Annotated in this window: 21 protein-coding genes; 13 read left to right on the top strand and 8 right to left on the bottom strand. The window is 72.1% G+C overall.

Annotated features, from left to right (window positions below; translation table 11 throughout):
• The first annotated feature begins 6 nt into the window (after positions 1–6).
• A complete protein-coding gene (locus ACZ7PG_RS12450; protein WP_470239204.1) occupies positions 7–792 on the top strand; it encodes an LOG family protein in 786 nt (261 codons plus the stop codon).
• Positions 792–1376, top strand: a complete 585-nt coding sequence (locus tag ACZ7PG_RS12445; RefSeq protein WP_470239203.1) for an LOG family protein — start codon at positions 792–794, stop codon at positions 1374–1376. Before ACZ7PG_RS12450 ends, ACZ7PG_RS12445 begins: the two co-directional genes overlap by 1 nt.
• Here ACZ7PG_RS12445 and ACZ7PG_RS12440 read toward each other — a convergent pair.
• Positions 1373–2047 (bottom strand): lysophospholipid acyltransferase family protein, encoded by a 675-nt coding sequence (locus tag ACZ7PG_RS12440; RefSeq protein WP_470239202.1) that lies wholly within the window; start codon positions 2045–2047, stop codon positions 1373–1375. The two genes, ACZ7PG_RS12445 and ACZ7PG_RS12440, sit on opposite strands and share 4 nt — an antisense overlap.
• A gap of 51 nt (positions 2048–2098) precedes the next feature.
• On the opposite strand from ACZ7PG_RS12440, the gene ACZ7PG_RS12435 reads away from it, so the two are divergent.
• The gene (locus ACZ7PG_RS12435) at positions 2099–3001 is read left to right on the top strand and encodes a glucosyl-3-phosphoglycerate synthase (protein ID WP_470239201.1); all 903 of its coding nucleotides are present in this window, start codon (positions 2099–2101) and stop codon (positions 2999–3001) included.
• Here the strand turns inward: ACZ7PG_RS12435 and cydC are convergent.
• The 4 genes from cydC to ACZ7PG_RS12415 form a co-directional block, all read right to left on the bottom strand.
• Positions 2937–4529, bottom strand: a complete 1593-nt coding sequence (gene cydC, locus ACZ7PG_RS12430; RefSeq protein WP_470239200.1) for a thiol reductant ABC exporter subunit CydC — start codon at positions 4527–4529, stop codon at positions 2937–2939. The two genes, ACZ7PG_RS12435 and cydC, sit on opposite strands and share 65 nt — an antisense overlap.
• Positions 4530–4679: 150 nt before the next feature.
• Positions 4680–6239: a thiol reductant ABC exporter subunit CydD gene (cydD, locus tag ACZ7PG_RS12425; RefSeq protein ID WP_470239199.1), complete on the bottom strand. Its 1560-nt coding sequence runs from the start codon at positions 6237–6239 to the stop codon at positions 4680–4682.
• 10 nt (positions 6240–6249) lie between these two features.
• Positions 6250–7236 carry a cytochrome d ubiquinol oxidase subunit II gene (gene cydB / locus ACZ7PG_RS12420; protein WP_470239198.1) on the bottom strand — a complete coding sequence of 329 codons (987 nt, stop codon included), beginning with the start codon at positions 7234–7236 and terminating at the stop codon, positions 6250–6252.
• 3 nt (positions 7237–7239) lie between these two features.
• Entirely contained in the window at positions 7240–8418 is a 1179-nt protein-coding gene (locus tag ACZ7PG_RS12415; protein ID WP_470239197.1) for a cytochrome ubiquinol oxidase subunit I, read from the bottom strand.
• 141 nt (positions 8419–8559) lie between these two features.
• On the opposite strand from ACZ7PG_RS12415, the gene ACZ7PG_RS12410 reads away from it, so the two are divergent.
• The 5 genes from ACZ7PG_RS12410 to ACZ7PG_RS12390 are packed head-to-tail and all read left to right on the top strand — an operon-like array spanning position 8560 to position 10885.
• Positions 8560–8883 (top strand): helix-turn-helix transcriptional regulator, encoded by a 324-nt coding sequence (locus ACZ7PG_RS12410; RefSeq protein ID WP_470239196.1) that lies wholly within the window; start codon positions 8560–8562, stop codon positions 8881–8883.
• Positions 8880–9548 (top strand): permease prefix domain 1-containing protein, encoded by a 669-nt coding sequence (locus ACZ7PG_RS12405; protein WP_470239195.1) that lies wholly within the window; start codon positions 8880–8882, stop codon positions 9546–9548. Before ACZ7PG_RS12410 ends, ACZ7PG_RS12405 begins: the two co-directional genes overlap by 4 nt.
• On the top strand, positions 9545–9868 hold the full coding sequence (locus ACZ7PG_RS12400; RefSeq protein WP_470239194.1) for a DivIVA domain-containing protein: 324 nt from the start codon (positions 9545–9547) through the stop codon (positions 9866–9868). The genes ACZ7PG_RS12405 and ACZ7PG_RS12400 overlap by 4 nt, the downstream gene beginning before the upstream one ends.
• Entirely contained in the window at positions 9865–10323 is a 459-nt protein-coding gene (locus tag ACZ7PG_RS12395) for an SRPBCC family protein (protein WP_470239193.1), read from the top strand. The genes ACZ7PG_RS12400 and ACZ7PG_RS12395 overlap by 4 nt, the downstream gene beginning before the upstream one ends.
• The gene (locus ACZ7PG_RS12390) at positions 10316–10885 is read left to right on the top strand and encodes a DNA-3-methyladenine glycosylase I (RefSeq protein WP_470239192.1); all 570 of its coding nucleotides are present in this window, start codon (positions 10316–10318) and stop codon (positions 10883–10885) included. Before ACZ7PG_RS12395 ends, ACZ7PG_RS12390 begins: the two co-directional genes overlap by 8 nt.
• 37 nt (positions 10886–10922) lie before the next feature.
• Here ACZ7PG_RS12390 and ACZ7PG_RS12385 read toward each other — a convergent pair whose 3' ends face one another.
• A complete protein-coding gene (locus ACZ7PG_RS12385) occupies positions 10923–11717 on the bottom strand; it encodes an enoyl-CoA hydratase-related protein (protein WP_470239191.1) in 795 nt (264 codons plus the stop codon).
• Positions 11718–11928: 211 nt separating this feature from the next.
• Here ACZ7PG_RS12385 and ACZ7PG_RS12380 point away from each other — a divergent pair, with 211 nt between their 5' ends.
• On the top strand, positions 11929–12096 hold the full coding sequence (locus ACZ7PG_RS12380; RefSeq protein WP_013222969.1) for a DUF3117 domain-containing protein: 168 nt from the start codon (positions 11929–11931) through the stop codon (positions 12094–12096).
• A 90-nt stretch (positions 12097–12186) separates the two neighbouring features.
• Positions 12187–13650, top strand: coding sequence for a leucyl aminopeptidase family protein (locus tag ACZ7PG_RS12375; protein WP_470239190.1), 1464 nt, complete (start codon positions 12187–12189; stop codon positions 13648–13650).
• 36 nt (positions 13651–13686) lie between these two features.
• Here the strand turns inward: ACZ7PG_RS12375 and ACZ7PG_RS12370 are convergent, their stop codons facing one another.
• Positions 13687–14604 (bottom strand): LysR family transcriptional regulator, encoded by a 918-nt coding sequence (locus tag ACZ7PG_RS12370; protein WP_470239189.1) that lies wholly within the window; start codon positions 14602–14604, stop codon positions 13687–13689.
• Between the two features lie 50 nt (positions 14605–14654).
• Between ACZ7PG_RS12370 and ACZ7PG_RS12365 the strand changes: the two genes are divergently transcribed.
• Positions 14655–15842 carry an MFS transporter gene (locus ACZ7PG_RS12365; RefSeq protein ID WP_470239188.1) on the top strand — a complete coding sequence of 396 codons (1188 nt, stop codon included), beginning with the start codon at positions 14655–14657 and terminating at the stop codon, positions 15840–15842.
• Positions 15843–15844: 2 nt separating this feature from the next.
• Here the strand turns inward: ACZ7PG_RS12365 and ACZ7PG_RS12360 are convergent, their stop codons facing one another.
• Positions 15845–16489 (bottom strand): O-methyltransferase, encoded by a 645-nt coding sequence (locus ACZ7PG_RS12360; protein ID WP_470239187.1) that lies wholly within the window; start codon positions 16487–16489, stop codon positions 15845–15847.
• Between the two features lie 211 nt (positions 16490–16700).
• Between ACZ7PG_RS12360 and sigE the strand changes: the two genes are divergently transcribed.
• The gene (gene sigE, locus ACZ7PG_RS12355; protein ID WP_470240739.1) at positions 16701–17300 is read left to right on the top strand and encodes an RNA polymerase sigma factor SigE; all 600 of its coding nucleotides are present in this window, start codon (positions 16701–16703) and stop codon (positions 17298–17300) included.
• Complete coding sequence (locus ACZ7PG_RS12350) at positions 17297–17953, top strand: anti-sigma factor family protein (protein ID WP_470239186.1); 657 nt, start codon at positions 17297–17299, stop codon at positions 17951–17953. The genes sigE and ACZ7PG_RS12350 overlap by 4 nt, the downstream gene beginning before the upstream one ends.
• Positions 17954–17975 lie beyond the last annotated feature (22 nt).

Here is a 17975-nt window from a genome sequence, read left to right as displayed (position 1 = left end):
GGGGAAGTGAGTGAACAATCTGAGTTTCCGGACGGCCAGTACCCCGAGCGCCCGGTAGAGCGCCACAAGGGCCCGGTCGTGCTGCGTCGCGACCGCCGCGACCAGGGCAGCACCACCGACCAGCGCCTCCTGGACGCGCGCGGCCCGAGCGACTGGGTGCACACCGACCCGTGGCGCGTGCTGCGCATCCAGGCCGAGTTCGTCGAGGGCTTCGGCGCGCTCGCCGAGGTCCCGCGCGCGGTCACCGTGTTCGGCTCGGCCCGCACCAAGCGCGACCACCCGGAGTACGAGCTCGGCCGCAAGATCGGCGCGGCGCTGGCCAACGCCGGCTTCGCCGTGATGACCGGCGGCGGCCCGGGCGCGATGGAAGCCGTCAACCGCGGCGCGGCCGAGGCCGGCGGCTTCTCCGTCGGGCTGGGCATCGAGCTGCCGTTCGAGCAGGGCCTGAACCCCTGGGTCGACCTCGGCGTCAACTTCCGGTACTTCTTCGCCCGGAAGACGATGTTCATCAAGTATTCGCAGGCCTTCATCTGCCTGCCCGGCGGCTTCGGCACGCTCGACGAGCTGTTCGAGGCGCTGACGCTGGTGCAGACCAAGAAGGTCACGAAGTTCCCGGTGGTGCTGTTCGGCAGCGACTACTGGGGCGGGCTCTACGACTGGATCGCCAAGACCGTGCAGGGCGAGGGCAAGGTCAGCCCGCACGACCTGGACCTGCTGCACGTCACCGACGACATCGACGACGCCGTCCGCGTGGTCCAGGAGTCCTACCAGGCATGGGAGGACACCCACTGATGAGCCGGATCTGTGTCTTCTGCGGCTCGTCGATGGGGTTCTCGCCGCGCTACGCCGAGCAGGCGGCGGCGCTGGGCAAGCTGCTGGCCCAGCGCGGCATCGGCCTGGTCTACGGCGGCGCGAGCGTCGGCACGATGGGCGTCGTCGCCGACGCGGCGCTGGCCGCGGGCGGCGAGGTGATCGGCGTGATCCCGGAGGCGCTCTCGTCGGTCGAGATCTCCCACGCGGGACTGTCCGAGCTGCACGTCGTGGCGGACATGCACGAGCGCAAGGCCAAGATGGCGGCCCTGTCCGACGGCTTCCTGGCCCTCCCGGGCGGCGCGGGCACGCTCGAGGAGCTGTTCGAGGTCTGGACGTGGGCCCAGCTCGGCCTGCACGGCAAGCCGATCGGCCTGGTCGACGTCGACGGGTACTACGGGCCGCTGGTCGCGTTCGCCGACCACATGGTGACCGAGGGGTTCGTCAAGCCGGAGTACCGGCAGCTCCTGATGACCGACGCCGACCCGGCGGTGCTGCTCGACCGGTTCGAGACCTACGTTCCGCCGGCGCCGCCGAAGTGGGCGAAGGAGCCGCCCGGCATCTAGGCGACGCCCTCGCTGGGCCGCTTGTGGTACGTGTCCACGTACTCCTGGCCCGAGATCTCCAGGATCTGGTACATGACCTCGTCGGTGACCGAGCGGCGGATCGCCGGCGAGTAGTCCTGGCCCTCGTAGCGCGAGAAGTCCAGTGGCTCGCCGAACGTGATGCTGATCTTGGCCGGGCGCGGGACGCGCTTGCCGGCGGGCTGGAGCTGCTCGGTGCCGGTCAGCGCGACCGGCACCACCTTCGCGCCCGTCGCCAGTGCCAGCGCCGCGACGCCCGTGTGGCCCCGGTGCAGCCGGCCGTCCAGGGAGCGCGTGCCTTCGGGGTAGATCGCGAAGACGCCGCCCGCGTCGAGGACCTTGCGGGCCGCCTCCAGCGCCGCCAGCCCGGCCTGCGCGTTGCCGCGCTCGACCGGGATGTAGCCGAGCCCGCCGACGAACCCGGCCATCAGCTTGCCCTTGGCGCCCTTGCCGGTGAAGTACTCCGCCTTGCCGAGGAACTTGACCTGCCGCGGCGTCGCGAACGTGATCACGCCGGTGTCGAGCGCGGCGCGGTGGTTGGCCGCCAAGATCACCGGGCCCGTCGTCGGCACGTTCTCGACGCCGATCACCTCGGGCCGGTACACCGCCCTGGCCAGCGGCCCCAGCACGAACCGGACAAGCAGCGCGATCAAGTGGTCCTCCTCATCGGGTGCGGTCACCTCAGCATGGCACGATCGCTACTCGTGAGTTGGTTCGAGCGGCGTACCTGGCAGGAGCCCGGTTGGACGCCTGACGACATCGTGACCGCGAAGGGTGACCGCACGGTTTCGGTGGTGCTACCGGCGCTGGACGAAGAGCGGACCGTCGGTGACGTCGTCGCGTCCGTCCGGCCGCTCGTCGGCAGCGTCGTCGACGAGCTGATCGTCATGGACTCGGGTTCCACGGACCGCACGGTCCCAACCGCCGAGGCCGCCGGCGCGCGGGTCGTCCGCCGCGAGGACGTCCTGCCGGACGTGCCGCCGGTACCCGGCAAGGGCGAGGTGCTGTGGCGCTCGCTGGCCGCGACCAGCGGCGACTTCGTCGTCTTCCTCGACTCCGACCTCGTCGACCCGGACCCGGCGTTCGTGCCGTCGCTGCTCGGGCCGCTCGTGTCCGAAAGCGACGTCCACCTGGTCAAGGGCTTCTACCGCCGTCCGCTGCGGCTGGAGAGCTCGGGCGGTGGCCGCGTCACCGAGCTGCTCGCGCGGCCGGTGCTCTCGGCGTTGCGCCCCGCGCTCGGCGAGCTGATCCAGCCCCTCGGCGGCGAGTACGCGGGCACGCGCGAGTTCCTGGAGTCGGTGCCGTTCGCCGCCGGCTACGGCGTCGAGATCGGGCTGCTGCTCGACGCCGAGGCGCGCCACGGCCTCGACGGGCTCGCGCAGGTCAACCTCGGCGTCCGCAAGCACCGGAACCGGTCCCTGCCGCAGCTGGGCGCGATGTCCCGGCAGATCCTGGGCACGGCGCTCGCACGCTGCGGGATCCCGGCCGCGGACGCGCCGTTCACGCAGTTCGTGCAGGTGGACGAGGAGTGGCTGCCGGACGTCACCGAGGTCCGGGTCGCGGACCGGCCGCCGATGCGGGAAGTGCTCGCCCGTCCTCGAGGATGACGACCTCGTCGAAGCCCGCCAGGTGCTCGGGGCGGTGCGTCACCAGGACGACGCTGCCCTGCGCCTTGGCGAGGACCTTCGTGAGGACGGCGTCGCCGTGGGCGGGGTCGAGGCCTTCGACCGGCTCGTCGAGCACGAGGACCCCCGGCGCGGCCAGGACCGCGCGGGCGAGGATCAGCCGCTGGCGCTGACCGCCGGAGAGCGAGTCGCCGTCCGGGCCGGTGTCGCGGTCCAGGCCGAGGTCGAAATCGGCGGTCGCGCAGGCTTCCCGCAGCTCTTCGTCGGTGGCGTCCGGCCTGGCGAGCAGGAGGTTCTCGCGGACGGTCGTGTGGAAGACGTGGGCGTCGGCCAGCGCGCCGGAGACGAGTCGCGGCAGGTCGGCGTACTCGGCGACCGGCCGGCCGTCGAGGAGCACCTGGCCGTCCGTGGGGGTTTCGAGGCCGAGGAGGAGCCGGAGCAGCGTCGTCTTGCCGGCGCCGCTGGGGCCGAGGATCCCGACGCGCTTGCCGGGCGGGAGGTCGAGGTCGACGTCCTTCAGCGCCGGCGCGCGGCCGGGGTACCGGACGCCGGCCTTCCGGAGCGTGAAGTGTCCACTTTGTACGGACCGGGTGCCGAGGGGCCGGGCGGGTTCGGTGAGCACGGCCTGCACCCGCGCGGCCGACGCGCGGATCTCGGGCACGCGCCGGGCGGCGCCGACGAGCGGCAGGACGACTTCGAAGGTGGTCATGGCGGCCAGGGCGAGCGCGGCGGTCCAGGGCACGGAGGCGTGGCAGAGCAGCGCGACGGCGGCGGTGGTGAGCAGCTGGACGAGCGTCCCGGCGGCGGCGAGCAGGGCGGTGTTCGCCGACGCTTTCCGCTCGCTCGCGGCGAGCCGGTCGACGACGGCGGTGGCTCGCGCGCGAGTCGGCTCCAGGGCACCGGCGGCGACGAGCTCGCGGTGCCCGGTGACGAGCTCGACGGCCCGTTCGGCGAGTTCCGCCCGCTTCGGCGCGTCTTCCTGGGCCGCACGCCGGGTGACCCGCACGACCAGCCACGGCAGCAGCACCCCGCCGACGAGCAGCCCGCCCGCGAGCGCGGCGGCGGCCGGCGCCGACGCGGTGGCGGTGACGGCCACGGCGGCGGTCCCGACGAGCGCGGCGACCCCGGCGGGCAGCAGCCACCGCAGGACGGCGTCCTGCAGAGCGTCCACATCGGACACGAGCCGGGTGAGGAGGTCGCCGCCGGAGTGGCGCGTGCCGGGGATGAGGGCCTGGTAGACGCGAGTGCGAACGGCCCCGAGCCACCGCAGGACGACTTCGTGCCCGGCGAGCCGCTCGGCGTACCGGAGGCCCCCGCGCAGGAGGGCGAGGGTCCGGACGGCGACGATGGCGACGGTGAGGGCTTCGAGCGGCGGCCGTTCCGCGGCGCGCAGCAGCAGCCAGGCGGCGGTGGCCATGAGCGCGAGGGCGGCGAGTTCGGCCCCGGCACCGAGGAGGGCGGCGCGCAGGAGCCGGAGGATGTCTTTGGGGGAAAGGGCCCAGATTTTCATGCCGCCACCTCTGTGCGCACCCGGCTGTCGCGTAGGAGCCGGAGGATGTTTTTGCGGGAAAGGGCCCAGATTTTCATGCCGCCACCTCTGTGCGCACCCGGCTGTCGCGCAGGAGCCGGAGGATGTCTTTGCGGGACAGGGCCCAGACGTTCATGCGGCCACCTCCGTGCGCACCCGGCCGTCGCGCAACTCGATCACGTGCTGCGCCAACGCGGCCATCGCCGGGCGGTGGGCGACCAGCACCGCCGTCCGGCCGGGCAGCAGCCGGCGCGTCGCCGACAGCACCGCCGCCTCCGTGCGGGTGTCCAGCCGGGCCGTCGGCTCGTCGAGCAGCACCAGCCCCGCCGACGTCCGGGCCAGCGCCCGGGCCAGCCCGACCCGCTGGCGCTGACCCGCCGACAGGACCTCGCCCAGCTCGCCCACCGGCGTCTCGAACCCGGCCGGCAACCCCGCCGCCACCGAATCCAGCGACGCCGCCCGGGCCGCCGCCGGGACGTCCGCGGCCGACCCCAGCGCGATGTTCGAAGCCAGCGACCCCCGGAACAGCGTCGGCCGCTGCGGCACCCACGCCACGTCGGCCAGCCAGTCCGAAGGCGAGAGCGTCCGCAGGTCCACGCCGTCGATCAGAACGCGTCCCGAAGAAGGCGGGACGAACCCCAGCAGCACCGCGAGCAGTGTGCTCTTCCCGGACCCGCTCGGTCCGACCAAGGCCACCCGGGCACCGGCGGGCACCGTCAAGTCCACATCGGACAGAGCCAGCCGGCCGTCGTAGGACACCGAAACCCGCTCGAAGACCACGGAAGGCGCACCCCGCCGTCGAGTGGAAGCGGCCGGCCGGGGAAGCACCACCGGCACCGCCAAGGCCTCCCGCAACGCCGTCAACCCCTCCGCCGCCGCGTGGAACTTCGCCCCCGCCGCCCGCAGCGGCAGGTACGCCTCCGGCGCCAGGACCAGGATCAGCAGCGCCGTCCGGGCGTCGAGACCACCGGACAGCAGCCGGAACCCGATCGGCACCGCGACCAGCGCCACCGACATGGTCGCCACCAGCTCCAGCACCAGCGACGACAGGAAGGCCACCCGCAGCGTCTTCACCGTCGCGTCGGCGTGGGCGGACGCCATCGAACGGACCGTCGACGCCTGCGCCGATGCCCGCCCGAACACCTTCAGCGTCTCGAGCCCGCGGACGACGTCGAGGAAGTGCCCGCCCAGCTTCGTCAGCAACGACCACTGCCGCGACGTCCGCGCCGCCGTGTGCTTCCCGACCAGGATCGCGAACACCGGGATCAGCGGCAGCGTCGCCGTCACGACCAGCGCCGACACGACGTCGGTCGTGAACAGCCGCACGATCACCGCGATCGGCACCACCACCGAGACGACCAGCGATGGCAGGTACCCGGTCAGGTAGCTGTCCGTCGCGTCGACACCGCGCGTGATCTGCGTGGCGACGACCCCGGCGCGGTCCGAAGCCGAGCCGAGCAGCCGACGGCGCAGGCCGGCGCGGACCGAAGCCGCGAACCGTCCACTGAGGACACCGTGCCCCCAGGTGAGCACGGCCCGGCCGAGCAGGGCCACGACCAGGAAGAGCGAGACCCCGCCGCCGGTGAGCAGCGTGGCCAGCCCTTCGGCCTGGACCAGCACCAGAACGGCGGAGAGCACTCCGAGCACGGCCAGCACGACCAGGTACCGCCGGAGTCCGGGCAGAGCAGGCACCGAATCCCCCTCAGAAGTGCAGCAGCGAGCGCTGGTCGACCGGATGCCGGTGCGCGCGCCAGGTCAGCCACTGCACCACCAGGAGCACCGGCACCGCCGGCACGGCGAACCAGCCCAGCACCGCGAACGTGCCGGCCGCCGTCGCCGCTTGGTCCACGCTCAGCGCGTAGTCCGGCGAGACGAGCACCGAGGGGAACCGCAGCGTGCCGGCGAGCAGCGCCGGGCAGGCCGCGAGCACCATCGACCCGATGAGCGCCACCCGGTACCGCCGGCCCGCCAGCGCCAGCCGGAAGACGGCGAACGCGGCGAACGTCAGCACGACCACCCCCACGCCGAGCACCGTGCCGCCGTCCAGCGTGAAGAACCCCCACACCGTGGCGATCACGAGGAAGGCGAGCACGGGCGCCGAGAAGGCCCGCGCCAGCCGCACCGCGCGGCCGGCCAGCTCCGCCGGCGCGCGCACGGCGAGGAACGCCGCGCCCTGCAGGCAGAACAGCGCGACGAACCCGAGCCCCCAGAGCACCGCGTACGGGTCGAACAGCGCGAGCACGTTCCCGGACGGCGAGCCGTCGGCGTCCAGGGGCAGGCCGCGCACCAGGTTGCCGAGGAACAGGCCCCACGACAACGCCGTCACCAGCGCGCCGCCGACGATGCCCGCCGTCCAGGCGCCGCGCCGCGCGTCCGGGCGGCGGCTGCGCAGCTGCATCGACGCCGTGAACGTGACCAGGCCGAGCAGCAGCGTCACGACCAGGACGTACGCCCCGGCGAACACCTTGCCCTCCAGGTGCGGGAACGCGCCGAACAGCACGCCGACCGCGGCCACCAGCCACACCTCGTTGGCCAGGAAGAACGGCCCGAGCGCGCCGAGTGTCTGCCGTCGTCGCCGCTCGTCGGCCTCGAACGCGGGCAACAGCATGCCGACGCCGTAGTCGTAGCCCGCCAGCGCGAAGTACCCGCAGGTCAGCAGGCCCAGCAGGCACCACCAGAAAGTCGTCATCGGTCAGACTCCGCTCAGGACGGGCAGTTCGGCGGGCGCGGTGGGCTCATCGGGGTCACCGACCGGCTCCGGGCCGCGCTTGGCGACCCGCGCCATGAGCACCCAGTCGGCGACCGCGAGCGCGGCGAACAGCAGCGAGAAAGCGATGAAGGAGAAGAGGATCTGGCCGGCGGGGACGTCCGCGATCGCGTCCGCGGTGCGCAGCTTCCCCCAGACCAGCCACGGCTGGCGGCCGAGCTCGCGCACCAGCCAGCCCATGATCGCCGCGAGGAAGGGCAACGGGATCGCCGCGACCATCAGGTAGTGCAGGAGCCGGGCCTTGGTGATCCAGTTCCGGACCAGCAGCAGCGTGCCGAGGATCGCGCACAGGAACATGAGGAACCCGAGCCCGATCATCGCGCCGAGCGGCGCGCCCACCGCGCCTTCGCCCAGCTTGTCCGGTTGGTACATCTTCAGCTCGCCGAACTGCGCGAAGCCCTGGTTGACCACGAAGATCGACCCGACGAGCGCCGCGACGACGCCGATCCGCATCGAGCGGCGGAAGAACTCGACCTCGGCGGTGCGCTTCAGGAAGTGGTACGCGCTGACGCCGACCACGAAGAACCCGCCGGTCACCAGCGCGGCGCTGAGCACGTGCGGCAGCGACGCGACCAGCGCCGGGTTCGAGAACAGGGCGCCGAAGTCGTCGAGGTGCAGCGTGCCGCCCTCGAGCCGGCTGCCGACCGGGTTCTGCAGGAACGAGTTGGCCAGCATGATGAACAGCGCCGACGCGTACGCGGTCAGCGTGACCAGCCAGATCAGCGTCAGGTGCAGCCACTTGTTCAGGCGCCCGAAGCCGAAGATCCACAGGCCGAGGAAGGTCGACTCGAGGAAGAACGCGACCAGCGTCTCAATGGCCAGCGGTGCGCCGAAGACGTCACCGGCGAAAGTGGAAAGACCGGTCCAGGTCAGGCCGAACTGGAATTCCATCACGATTCCGGTGACGATCCCCAGCGCGTAGTTGATCACGTACAGGCGGCCCCAGAAGCGCGTCATCCGGAGCAGTTCGGGCTTGCCGCCGAGCGTCCAGCGCGTCTGCATCACGGCCACCAGCGTGACCAACCCCAGTGTGAGCAGCACGAACAGGAAGTGGAACGAGGTCGTCGTCGCGAACTGGAGTCTCGCGACCGGGAGTGCGTCCATGCCGGCCGACTATATACGTAGTCTGGCTACATGTAGCCGGTAAATCCATGAGATCCGGGTCATCTCCGGGAAATACCCCGGTGTGTCCGGAGTGTCCGGTCAATAGCGTGTCCGGGGTGGGCATGCGTAGACTGCGTACCTATGAAGGCGGACACCTTGCGCGGGCACCTCGACGCGTTGCTGCTGGCCGTGCTCGACGGCCGGAAGCTGCACGGCTACGCGATCATCGAGGCGCTCCAGCTGCGCAGCGACGGCGCGCTCGACCTGCCGACCGGCACCGTCTACCCGGCGCTGCGCCGGCTCGAGCGGGCCGGCTGGCTGGCTAGCGAATGGGACGTCGTGTCCGGCCGGAAGCGCCGCACCTACCGGCTCACCCGCTCCGGGCAGCAGGCCTTGGCCGCCGAACGCGCCGAGTGGCGGGAGTTCACGGCGGTCATCGGGGGAGTGCTGGGGGCACAGTCATGATCGAGGGCTACATCCAGGAGCTGGACCACCGGCTGCACGGCTGCGGCCGCTTCAAGGCCGACCTGCTGGGCGAGGCCCGCGACGGCCTGCACGACGCCGCCGACGCCTACCGCGCCGGCGGCTGGAGCGACGAGGACGCCGAGCGCCGCGCGGTCGCCGACTTCGGCCCGGCGGCCGTCGTCGCCCGCGACTACCAGGCCGAGCTCGGCATGCTCAGCGGCGTCCGGACGCTGTGGAAGCTCGTCATCGGCGTCCCGTTGATGCAGGCCTCCTGGGACTACGCCCGGATCCTCACCTTCGGCGAGTGGACGAACCTGTCGACGCCCACGCCGGAGTGGTACAAGGTGATCGCCCACGCCACCCACGGCGCCGTCTTCGTGGTGCCGGTGATCGGTCTGATCGCCCTGCTCGGCATCCGCTGGCTCAGCCGCCGCCTCGACGCCGTCCGGCTCGCCCGGTTGTGCGGAGTCCTGATCGCGCTGGCCGTCGGCATCAACCTCGCCTCGGTCGGGCTGGTCATCGGCTCGACCGGCTTGGTCGACGTCTCGAGGCTGTTCTTGAGCGTCCCGTGCGTCCTGTTGATGGTCGCGTGGGTGCTGCTTTCGCTGCGGCTGGTCGTGCTCGCGAGACGATCCTGGGGTGGGTATGCCACGATCGTCGCGTGACGACCGCGCTGATCTACCTCGTAGTCATGCTGCTGGTGGCCGCCGTGGTGTTCCTGCTCGCCGCCGTGGTCTTCGGCCGGGGTGAAGAGCTCGCCCCACTGCCGCCGGGCAGCTCGCCGACGCGCCTGCCCGCCGAGGACATCACCGGCGAGGACCTGCGGGACGTCCGCTTCCAGCAGGTCCTGCGCGGCTACAAGATGTCCGAAGTGGACTGGGTGATGCGCCGCCTCGGCGTCGAGCTCGACGAGCTGCGTGACCGCGTAGCCGAGCTGGAGCAGCGCGAACACGAGCGGGAGAGCTCGCCCGAAGGCGCCCAGTGACGGATCTGATCCTGTCGGTCGACGTCCGCGCGCCGGCCGGCACGACCTGGCTCGCGCTGACGGACTGGACGCGCCAGGGCGAGTGGATGCTCGGCACCGAGGTCGAGGTCGTCGAGGGCAACGGCCGCAGCGTCGGGTCGCGCCTGTCGGCGTTCACCGGGGTGGCCGGGGTCGGGTTCACCGACACGATGGAGATCACCAGCTGGGAGCCGCCGGTGCGGTGCGGGGTCCGCCACCTCGGCAGCGTCGTGCAGGGCACGGGCGTGTTCCAGGTGGTGCCCAAGGGCGCGACGCGCTCGACGTTCGTCTGGGCCGAGCACCTGCGGCTGCCGTTCGGGCCGCTGGGCCGGCTCGGCTGGCCGGTGGTGAAACCGGCGTTCGCGCTGGGGGTGCGCCAGTCGCTGCGGCGGTTCGCGCGGTTCGCGGAGGACTATTCGGTGGGTGGGGATGAGTGAGCTTCTCGGCGCCGACGGCGTCGCACGGTGCGGCTGGGGCAATTCGACCCCGGACTACGCGGACTACCACGACAAGGAGTGGGGCACGCCGCTGCGCGGGCAGGACGAGCTGTACGAGCGGCTGTGCCTCGAGTCGTTCCAGTCGGGGCTCTCGTGGATCACGATCCTGCGCAAGCGCGAGGGCTTCCGGAAGGCGTTCAAGCAGTTCAAGCCGGCGAAGGTGGCGAAGTTCGGCGACGCCGACGTCGAGCGGCTGATGCAGGACGCGTCGATCGTGCGGAACCGGGCCAAGATCCTGGCCGCGATCAACAACGCGAAGGCGATCGCCGCGCTGGACACGCCGCTGGACGACCTGCTGTGGTCGTTCGCGCCCGCCGATCATGTCCGGCCGAAGACGATGGCCGACGTCCCGGCCATCACCGACGAGTCCAAGGCGATGGCGAAGGACCTGAAGAAGCGCGGCTTCGTGTTCCTCGGCCCGACCACGTGCTACGCGCTGATGCAGGCCACCGGCATGGTCGACGACCACGTCGAAGGCTGCTTCCGGGCCGGTCGTGAGTGAGAAACAGGGTTAGAACACTGTTTCTCACTCACGACGCTCACTTGCCCTGGAAGTTCGGCTTGCGCTTGCCGACGAAGGCCTCGACGGCTTCGCTGTGGTCGGCCGTCGCGCCGAGCGCGGTCTGGGCGGCGTCCTCGGCGGCGAGGGCCTCGTCGAACGTCGACTGCGCCGCCAGGTTGAGGACTCCCTTGATCTTCGCGTAGGCGACGGTCGGCCCGGCCGCGAGCTTCGCCGCGATCTTCTGGGCGCGTCCCGGCAGCTCCTCGTCCGGCACGACCTCGCCGACCAGGCCGAGCCGCAGCGCCTCCGCCGCGTCGACGGTCCGGGCCAGCAGCATCAGCTCGGCGGCGCGGCCGTAGCCGACCAGCCGCTGCAGCGTCCAGGACGCACCCGAGTCCGGGCCGAGCCCGACGTTGGCGAACGCCATCAGGAACGACGACGACTCGGCGGCGATCCGCAGGTCACTGGCGTAGGCGAAGGCGGCCCCGGCGCCGGCGGCGGTGCCGTTGACCGCCGCGATGACCGGCTTCTCCATCGACACGATCGCCTGGACGATCGGGTTGTAGTGCTCCTTCACCGTGTGTAGCGGGGCGGGGTCACCCGCCTGGAGCAGTCCTACATGTTCCTTCAAATCCTGGCCGGCGCAGAACGCCTTGCCCGAACCGGTCAGGACGACCGCGCGGACGGCGTCGTCGTCCGCGGCCTCGCGCAGGGCCGCGAGCAGCGCTTCCTTCAGCTCGACGGTCAGCGAGTTGTACGCCTGGGGCCGGTTGAGGGTCAGGGTGCGCACCCCGTCGGCGTCGGCGATCAGCAGGACGTCGGATGTGGTCACGTCTTCTCCTTGCGCGGATACGTCGGTCGTCCGACAGTCTTCCACCCCATCCTTTCACCTCCCGCGAGCCGCATACCAGCACCGATACGGCGGCAAAAGATCGGTCCGCTGATGCGCCCGGCCGCTGATGAGGGACAATGGACACCAAGACCCGGCTGGCTTTCACGCGAGCGCGACCCGGGCGCGCCGGTTGAGACGGAGGGAGCACGCTATGGCGGCCATGAAGCCCCGGACCGGAGATGGTCCCCTCGAAGTGACTAAGGAGGGGCGGGGCCTCGTGATGCGCGTACCGCTCGAGGGTGGTGGGCGACTCGTCGTCGAACTTTCCGCGGAAGAAGCGAAGGACCTCGGCGCCGCTTTGGCGGAGGTCACCGGCTGAGCCGACCCCCTCGAACCGTCCTTCCGTCGCACCCCGGTCTCCCTTCGGAGGCCGGGGTCGCGGTTCCTCTGCGCCCGAAGGTTGCTCACTGTGCGTAATCCGCTACCCCCCGTTCCGACCAGTCTGCTCGACATCGAGGTGGCGGGCGACCTCCGTCGCGGCGCCCCGGTGGCCCGGCTGGTGACGGCACCCGCCGACGACGTCGAGTCCGAGCCGCTGGAGATCGGCGGTGTCCGGATCACCGGCAAGGCGGGCGACGTGCAGACGGTCCCCGCCGGCGAAGCCCGCTGGGTCGCGGGCTTGGGCAACGGCGAGCCGAAGCAGTACCGGAAGGCGGGCGCGGCGCTGGTCCGCGCGGTCAACGCGGGACTGGCGGACGACGTCGACCACGGTGGCAAGGCGTTCCGCGCGGTGCAGCTCGTGCTGCCTGAGGAAGCTTCCGGCGAGCACGTCACCGAGCTGGCGCTGGGGCTGCTGCTCGGCGGCTACAAGTTCAAGGTGACGGGTGAGGAGCCTTCGCCGTCGGTGCGGACCGTGCGGCTGGTGACGCACGACCGGGCGGTTCCTTCGTTCACGGCGCTGGTTTCGCGGGCGTCGGTGCTGGCCGCGTCGACGGCGTTGACGCGCGACCTCGCGAACACGCCGTCCAACATCAAGAGCCCGGCCTGGCTCGCCGACACCGCGGCCCGGGTGGCCGGCCCGCGCGTCGAGGTGGCGATCCGCGACGAGAAGTGGCTGACGACGCAGGGCTTCGGCGGCGTCTTGGCGGTCGGCGGCGGGTCGTCGAGGCCGCCGCGGCTGATCGAAATGACGTACAAGCCGTCGGGGGCGGCGAAGCACCTGCTGCTGGTGGGCAAGGGCATCACGTTCGACACGGGCGGCCTGTCGATCAAGCCGGCCGACGGCATGCACCTGATGCGCACGGACATGGCGGGCGGCGCGGCGGTGATCGCGGCGATCCGCGGCATCGCGGCACTGGAGCTCCCGGTCCGCGTGACGGCGCTGGTGCCGGCGGCGGAGAACCACGTGTCGGGATCGGCGTACCGGCCGGGCGACATCGTCCGGCACTACGGCGGCAAGACGACCGAGGTCGGCAACACGGACGCGGAGGGCCGCATGGTCCTGGCCGACGCGCTGGTCTACGGAATCCGCAAGTTTTCGCCGGACCTCGTCGTCGACGCGGCGACGTTGACGGGCGCGATGAAGGTGTCGCTGGGGCTGCGTACGGGCGGGCTGTTCGCTTCGGAGGACTCGCTGGCTTCGCTGGTTCGCGCGGCGGGGGAGCGCGTGGGCGAGGCGTGGTGGCGCATGCCGCTGACGGAGGACTACGCGGAGAACGTCCGCGGTGAGTTCGGCGACGTCCGCCAGACCCCGGCGGGCCCGGGCAGCATCACGGCGGCGCTGTTCTTGCGGGAGTTCACGTCGGGGCTGCCGTGGGCGCACCTGGACATCGCGGGGCCGGCGAGGTCGGAGAAGAACTACGACGACGTGGTCCCGGGGGCGACGGGCTTCGCGGCCCGGACGCTGGTGGAGCTGGCGGCTTCGCTGGCCTGAGGTCGTGAGTGAGAAACAGGGTTAGAACACTGTTTCTCACTCACGACGGGGGGCCGTGGCCAGGACGTGGTCGCGGAAGCCGGTCACCGCCGGGGTCGTCGGCTCCTCCGCGCGCCACGCCAGGCCGATCGTCCGGTACGGGCGTGGGTCCAGCGGTACCTCCGCCACCCCCGCCGGGCTGCCCGGGCCGAACCGGGGCAACAGTGCCACCCCCAGGCCCGCCGCCACCAGCCCTCGCACCGTGTCCGACTCCTGGCCCTCGAACGCGATCTTCGGCGTGAAACCCGCCGCCGCGCACAGCTCGTCGGTCAGGGTCCGGACTCCGTAGCCCTGCTCCAGCAGCACGAACTCCTCGTCGGCCAGCTCCGTCATCCGCACCGACTCCCGGCCCGCCAGGTGGTGGCCCGCCGGGACCGACAGCAGGATCTCCTCCGCCACCAAGCCCGCCGTGGCCAGCGACGGCTCCGCGGGCAGCGGCGCCAGCAGGGCCAGGTCCAGCTCGCCGCCCACCAGGCGGTCGATCATCTCCTGCCGCGAGCCCTGGACCAGCGTGAACCGCACTCCCGGGTACCGCGCCCGGTGCCCGCGCAGCAGCGACGGCACCAGTGACCGCCCGAGCAGGTGCAGGAACCCCAGCACGACGTGTCCCGACTCCGGCGCCACCTCCTCGCGCGCCAGCCGGACGCCCGTGTCCAGCGCCGCCAAGCCGCGCTCGGCCGCTTCGGCCAGCAGCTCCGCCGCGCGCGTGAGGCGGATGCCGCGGCCGTCCGGAACCGTCAGCGGCGCCCCCAGCGCGTCCGCCAGCGCCGCGAGCCGGCGGCTCACCGTCGGCTGCGGGACGCCCAGCAGTTCGGCCGCGCGTGTGACGTTCCTCGTCTCGCGCAGCGCGGCGAGCAACGGCAGGTGGGGCGCCACCTGCGCCGTCAGCGAGTCATACGTCACCGCATCAATCATGCCATGTTGACGCATTGGACGTATTGGTTAGCTTTGCTTACTTTCAGGTGGTGACTTCCACGCGCCGAGTCAAGACCGCCGTCGCCGCGGCCGGGATCTCCTCCTTCGCCCTGCTCTACGCGCCGCAGCCGGTGCTGCCCCAGCTCGCCGCGCAGTACCACCTCGACCCCGGCGGCGCGGCGCTCGCGGTCAGCGTCGCGACCGGCGCGCTCGCGATCGCCGTCCTGCCGATCGCCGCGCTGTCCGAGGTGGTCGGCCGGCGGCCGGTGATCCTGACGTCGGTGATCGCGTCCGTCGTCTTCGGGCTGCTGCTGCCGCTGATGCCGACGTACCCGGCGCTGCTCGTCCTGCGCGCGCTTCAAGGCATCGCGATCGCCGGCTTTCCCGGCGTCGCGGCCGCCTACCTGGCCGAACGCCTCGGGCGCGCGGGCGTCGCCGCCGCCGTCGGCGCGATGATCGCGGGCAACACGATCGGTGGCATGCTCGGCCGGCTGGCCAGCGGGTTCACCGCCGGGCCGCTCGGCTGGCACGGCGCGCTGTTCGTCGTCGCGGGCGTGGGGGCGATCTGCTCGGCGATCACGGTCGTGACGCTGCCGCCGGGCACGCGCCCGCGCGGCGACGCCCAGCTCAGGGCGGTGGCGAAAGGCCTGGTCACGGCGTTGAGCAAGCCGGTGCTGCTCGCCCAGTACACCGTCGCGCTGCTGGCGATGGGCTCGTTCGTCGCGCTCTACAACGCGGCCGGGTTTCGGCTGACCGGTCACCCGCTGGACCTGTCGCCGGCGATCGCGTCGCTGGTCTTCCTGGCCTACGCGACGGGCTCGGTGTCGTCGGCCGCGGCCGGCCGGCTCGTGGCGCGCGTGGGACGACGTCGGGCGCTGATCGGCGCGTTGCTGCTGACGGCGGTCGGCGCGGCGTTGACACTGCCGGAGTCACTGCCGCTGGTCATCGCCGGGTTCCTGGTGCTGACCTGCGCGTTCTTCGCGGCGCACGCGGTCGCGAACGGCTGGGCGGCGGCCGACGCGCCGGAGAACGCACGCGGCCAGGTGGGCGGCATGTACACGGCGACGTACTACCTGGGCAGCAGCGTCGGAGGGGCGGCGGGAGCGTGGGTCTACGGGCACGCGGGCTGGTCGTGGCTGATCACACTGGTGGCGGCGTGGCTTTTGCTGGCGGCGGCCGCGGTCACCGCCGGTACGCGGGTCCGCACGGAGCGGCGCGAGCTGGTCAACGCGGCCTGACGTCAGGTCGCCGCTGCGACGAGCAGGCCGCCGCCCACTGGCAGGAGGGCGGGGACCAGGCGTTCGTCCTCGCGGAAGGCCCGTGCCACCTCGCGTAGCGCCAGGGTCTCCGGGTCGCGGTGGGACGGGTCGATCACACGCCCGCCCGCCAGGACGTTGTGGAACGCGATGATCCCGCCGCGTCGCAGCAGGGACACCCCCAGCTCGTAGCACCCCGGGTACTCGATGTGGGCGGCGTCGACGAACACCAGGTCGTAGCCGCCCGGCGTCAGCCGCTGGAGGACGTCCAGTGCGCGGCCGACGATCAGCCTCGTCCGGCCCGGTGCGTAGCCGGCCTCGCGGAACGTCGCGCGGGCCGCTCGCTGGTACTCCGGCTCGACGTCGATCGAGGTCAGGATGCCGTCCGGGGCCATTCCGCGCAGCAGGCTCAGCCCGCTCACTCCGGCGCCCGTTCCGACCTCGACGACGGCCTTCGCGCGCAGTGTCGCGGCCAGGAAGCGCAGGGTCGCGCCCGCGCCTGCGCTCAGGGAGCTGCAGCCCAGGTCATCGGCCCGTGCGCGCGCCGAAGACAGCACCTCGTCGTCGGGCAGGTACCCGTCGACGAACCCGGAGTCGGCCGGTGCGGCCGCGGGGGTGGGCGTGTTCACGCACGGAGGTTAGCGTTGGTTGTCGATAAATCCGCGCAGGCTCCCTGGTAAGCACCCCGGAAGAAGTTCTCAGCCCGCTCTCAGCCCAGTCTCACTAGAACCATAAGGAGTCCCGAGAGACTGAAATCCGAGCCCACGGGGAACACCGTGGCGACAGCCCGCGTTGGGTGGAGCAGACAGGAGAACACAGATGGAGGTGCCTGCTCCCGCGATGCAGAACGCCGTTGCCGATAACGACGCCGACGCGGCTCAGCCCGTGTCCCTGGACGAGGCGGCCTGGACGCCACCGTCCTGGGACGAGGTCGTCCGCGAGCACAGCGACCGGGTCTACCGGCTCGCCTACCGCCTGACCGGCAACACGCACGACGCCGAGGACCTCACCCAGGAGACCTTCATCCGGGTCTTCCGGTCGCTGGCGTCCTACAAGCCCGGCACGTTCGAGGGCTGGCTGCACCGGATCACCACCAACCTCTTCCTCGACATGGCCCGCCGCCGCTCGCGCGTGCGGATGGAAGGCCTGCCGGAGGACACCGACCGCATCGTGGGCGACGACCCGAGCCCCGAACAGGTCTTCTCCGACACCCACCTGGACCCGGACCTGCAGGCCGCGCTCGACGAGCTGCCGCCGGAGTTCCGCGCCGCCGTGGTGCTGTGTGACGTCGAAGGCCTCTCGTACGAGGAGATCGGCGCGACGCTCGGTGTCAAGCTGGGCACCGTCCGCAGCCGGATCCACCGCGGGCGGCAGGCCCTGCGCGCGTCGCTCGAGCGCCGGCGCGCTCACGCCCCGGAGTCTGCGAAGGTGTCGGTATGACCGCACCCCGAGGCTGGGGACTCCCCGAGTCGCACCTGCTGCCGGACGCCGTGGTGGCGTTCGTCGATGGTGAGCTTTCGCACGGCGCCCGCGACCGCGCGGCGTCCCACATCACGCGCTGCCCCGGGTGCGCCGCCGAAGTGCGCGCCCAGCGGCAGACGGTGGACGCGATCCGCCGCGCGGGCGCGCCGTCGATGTCGGCGGGGTTCCTGGCGAGCCTGCAGTCGATCCCGGAACACACCGACCTCCCGAGCGCACCGGACAACCTCGCGATCACCGCCGACGGCCAGCTGGTCGCGGTCCAGCGCCCGGACCGGGTCGCGGGGCTCCGGGACACGGGCGTCCTGGGTGGTGTCGCGCCGTTGGGATCAACGGCGCCACTGGGCCAGTCACCGAACGTTCTCGGCGGTGGCCGGTTTAAGCGCCGCGCCGCGCAGGGAGCCGGCGTGGTGGTGTCCGGGCTGGTGCTGAGCGCGCTGGCGCTGGTCGGGACGACCGCGGACAGCGGCGACGGCAGCCCGGAGACCGGGGGAGGGGCGCCGCAGCCGGCGAACCTGCTGCCGGCCCAGATGGCGGTGCCTCGGCCGGTGGTTCAGGCTCCGACGTCCACCCCGGTGAGCTCGCCGTCGGCCGTGCCGGTCGGGATCCGCTGAGACTTGTTTCCCGCGAAGGCCG

This window comes from Amycolatopsis sp. NPDC114504 (assembly GCF_055633595.1).
Note: the sequence above shows the minus strand (reverse complement) of the source record. Positions and strands in the feature narration are given on the sequence as shown.

What these genes read in the sequence shown, in the direction of transcription:
- ACZ7PG_RS12445 (WP_470239203.1), top strand. Translation starts at nt 792, where the DNA reads ATGAGCCGGATCTGTGTCTTCTGCGGCTCGTCGATGGGGTTCTCGCCG.
- cydC (WP_470239200.1), bottom strand. Translation starts at nt 4,529, where the DNA reads ATGAAAATCTGGGCCCTTTCCCCCAAAGACATCCTCCGGCTCCTGCGC.
- cydB (WP_470239198.1), bottom strand. Translation starts at nt 7,236, where the DNA reads ATGACGACTTTCTGGTGGTGCCTGCTGGGCCTGCTGACCTGCGGGTAC.
- ACZ7PG_RS12415 (WP_470239197.1), bottom strand. Translation starts at nt 8,418, where the DNA reads ATGGACGCACTCCCGGTCGCGAGACTCCAGTTCGCGACGACGACCTCG.
- ACZ7PG_RS12410 (WP_470239196.1), top strand. Translation starts at nt 8,560, where the DNA reads ATGAAGGCGGACACCTTGCGCGGGCACCTCGACGCGTTGCTGCTGGCC.
- ACZ7PG_RS12405 (WP_470239195.1), top strand. Translation starts at nt 8,880, where the DNA reads ATGATCGAGGGCTACATCCAGGAGCTGGACCACCGGCTGCACGGCTGC.
- ACZ7PG_RS12390 (WP_470239192.1), top strand. Translation starts at nt 10,316, where the DNA reads ATGAGTGAGCTTCTCGGCGCCGACGGCGTCGCACGGTGCGGCTGGGGC.
- ACZ7PG_RS12380 (WP_013222969.1), top strand. Translation starts at nt 11,929, where the DNA reads ATGGCGGCCATGAAGCCCCGGACCGGAGATGGTCCCCTCGAAGTGACT.
- ACZ7PG_RS12370 (WP_470239189.1), bottom strand. Translation starts at nt 14,604, where the DNA reads ATGATTGATGCGGTGACGTATGACTCGCTGACGGCGCAGGTGGCGCCC.
- sigE (WP_470240739.1), top strand. Translation starts at nt 16,701, where the DNA reads ATGCAGAACGCCGTTGCCGATAACGACGCCGACGCGGCTCAGCCCGTG.
- ACZ7PG_RS12350 (WP_470239186.1), top strand. Translation starts at nt 17,297, where the DNA reads ATGACCGCACCCCGAGGCTGGGGACTCCCCGAGTCGCACCTGCTGCCG.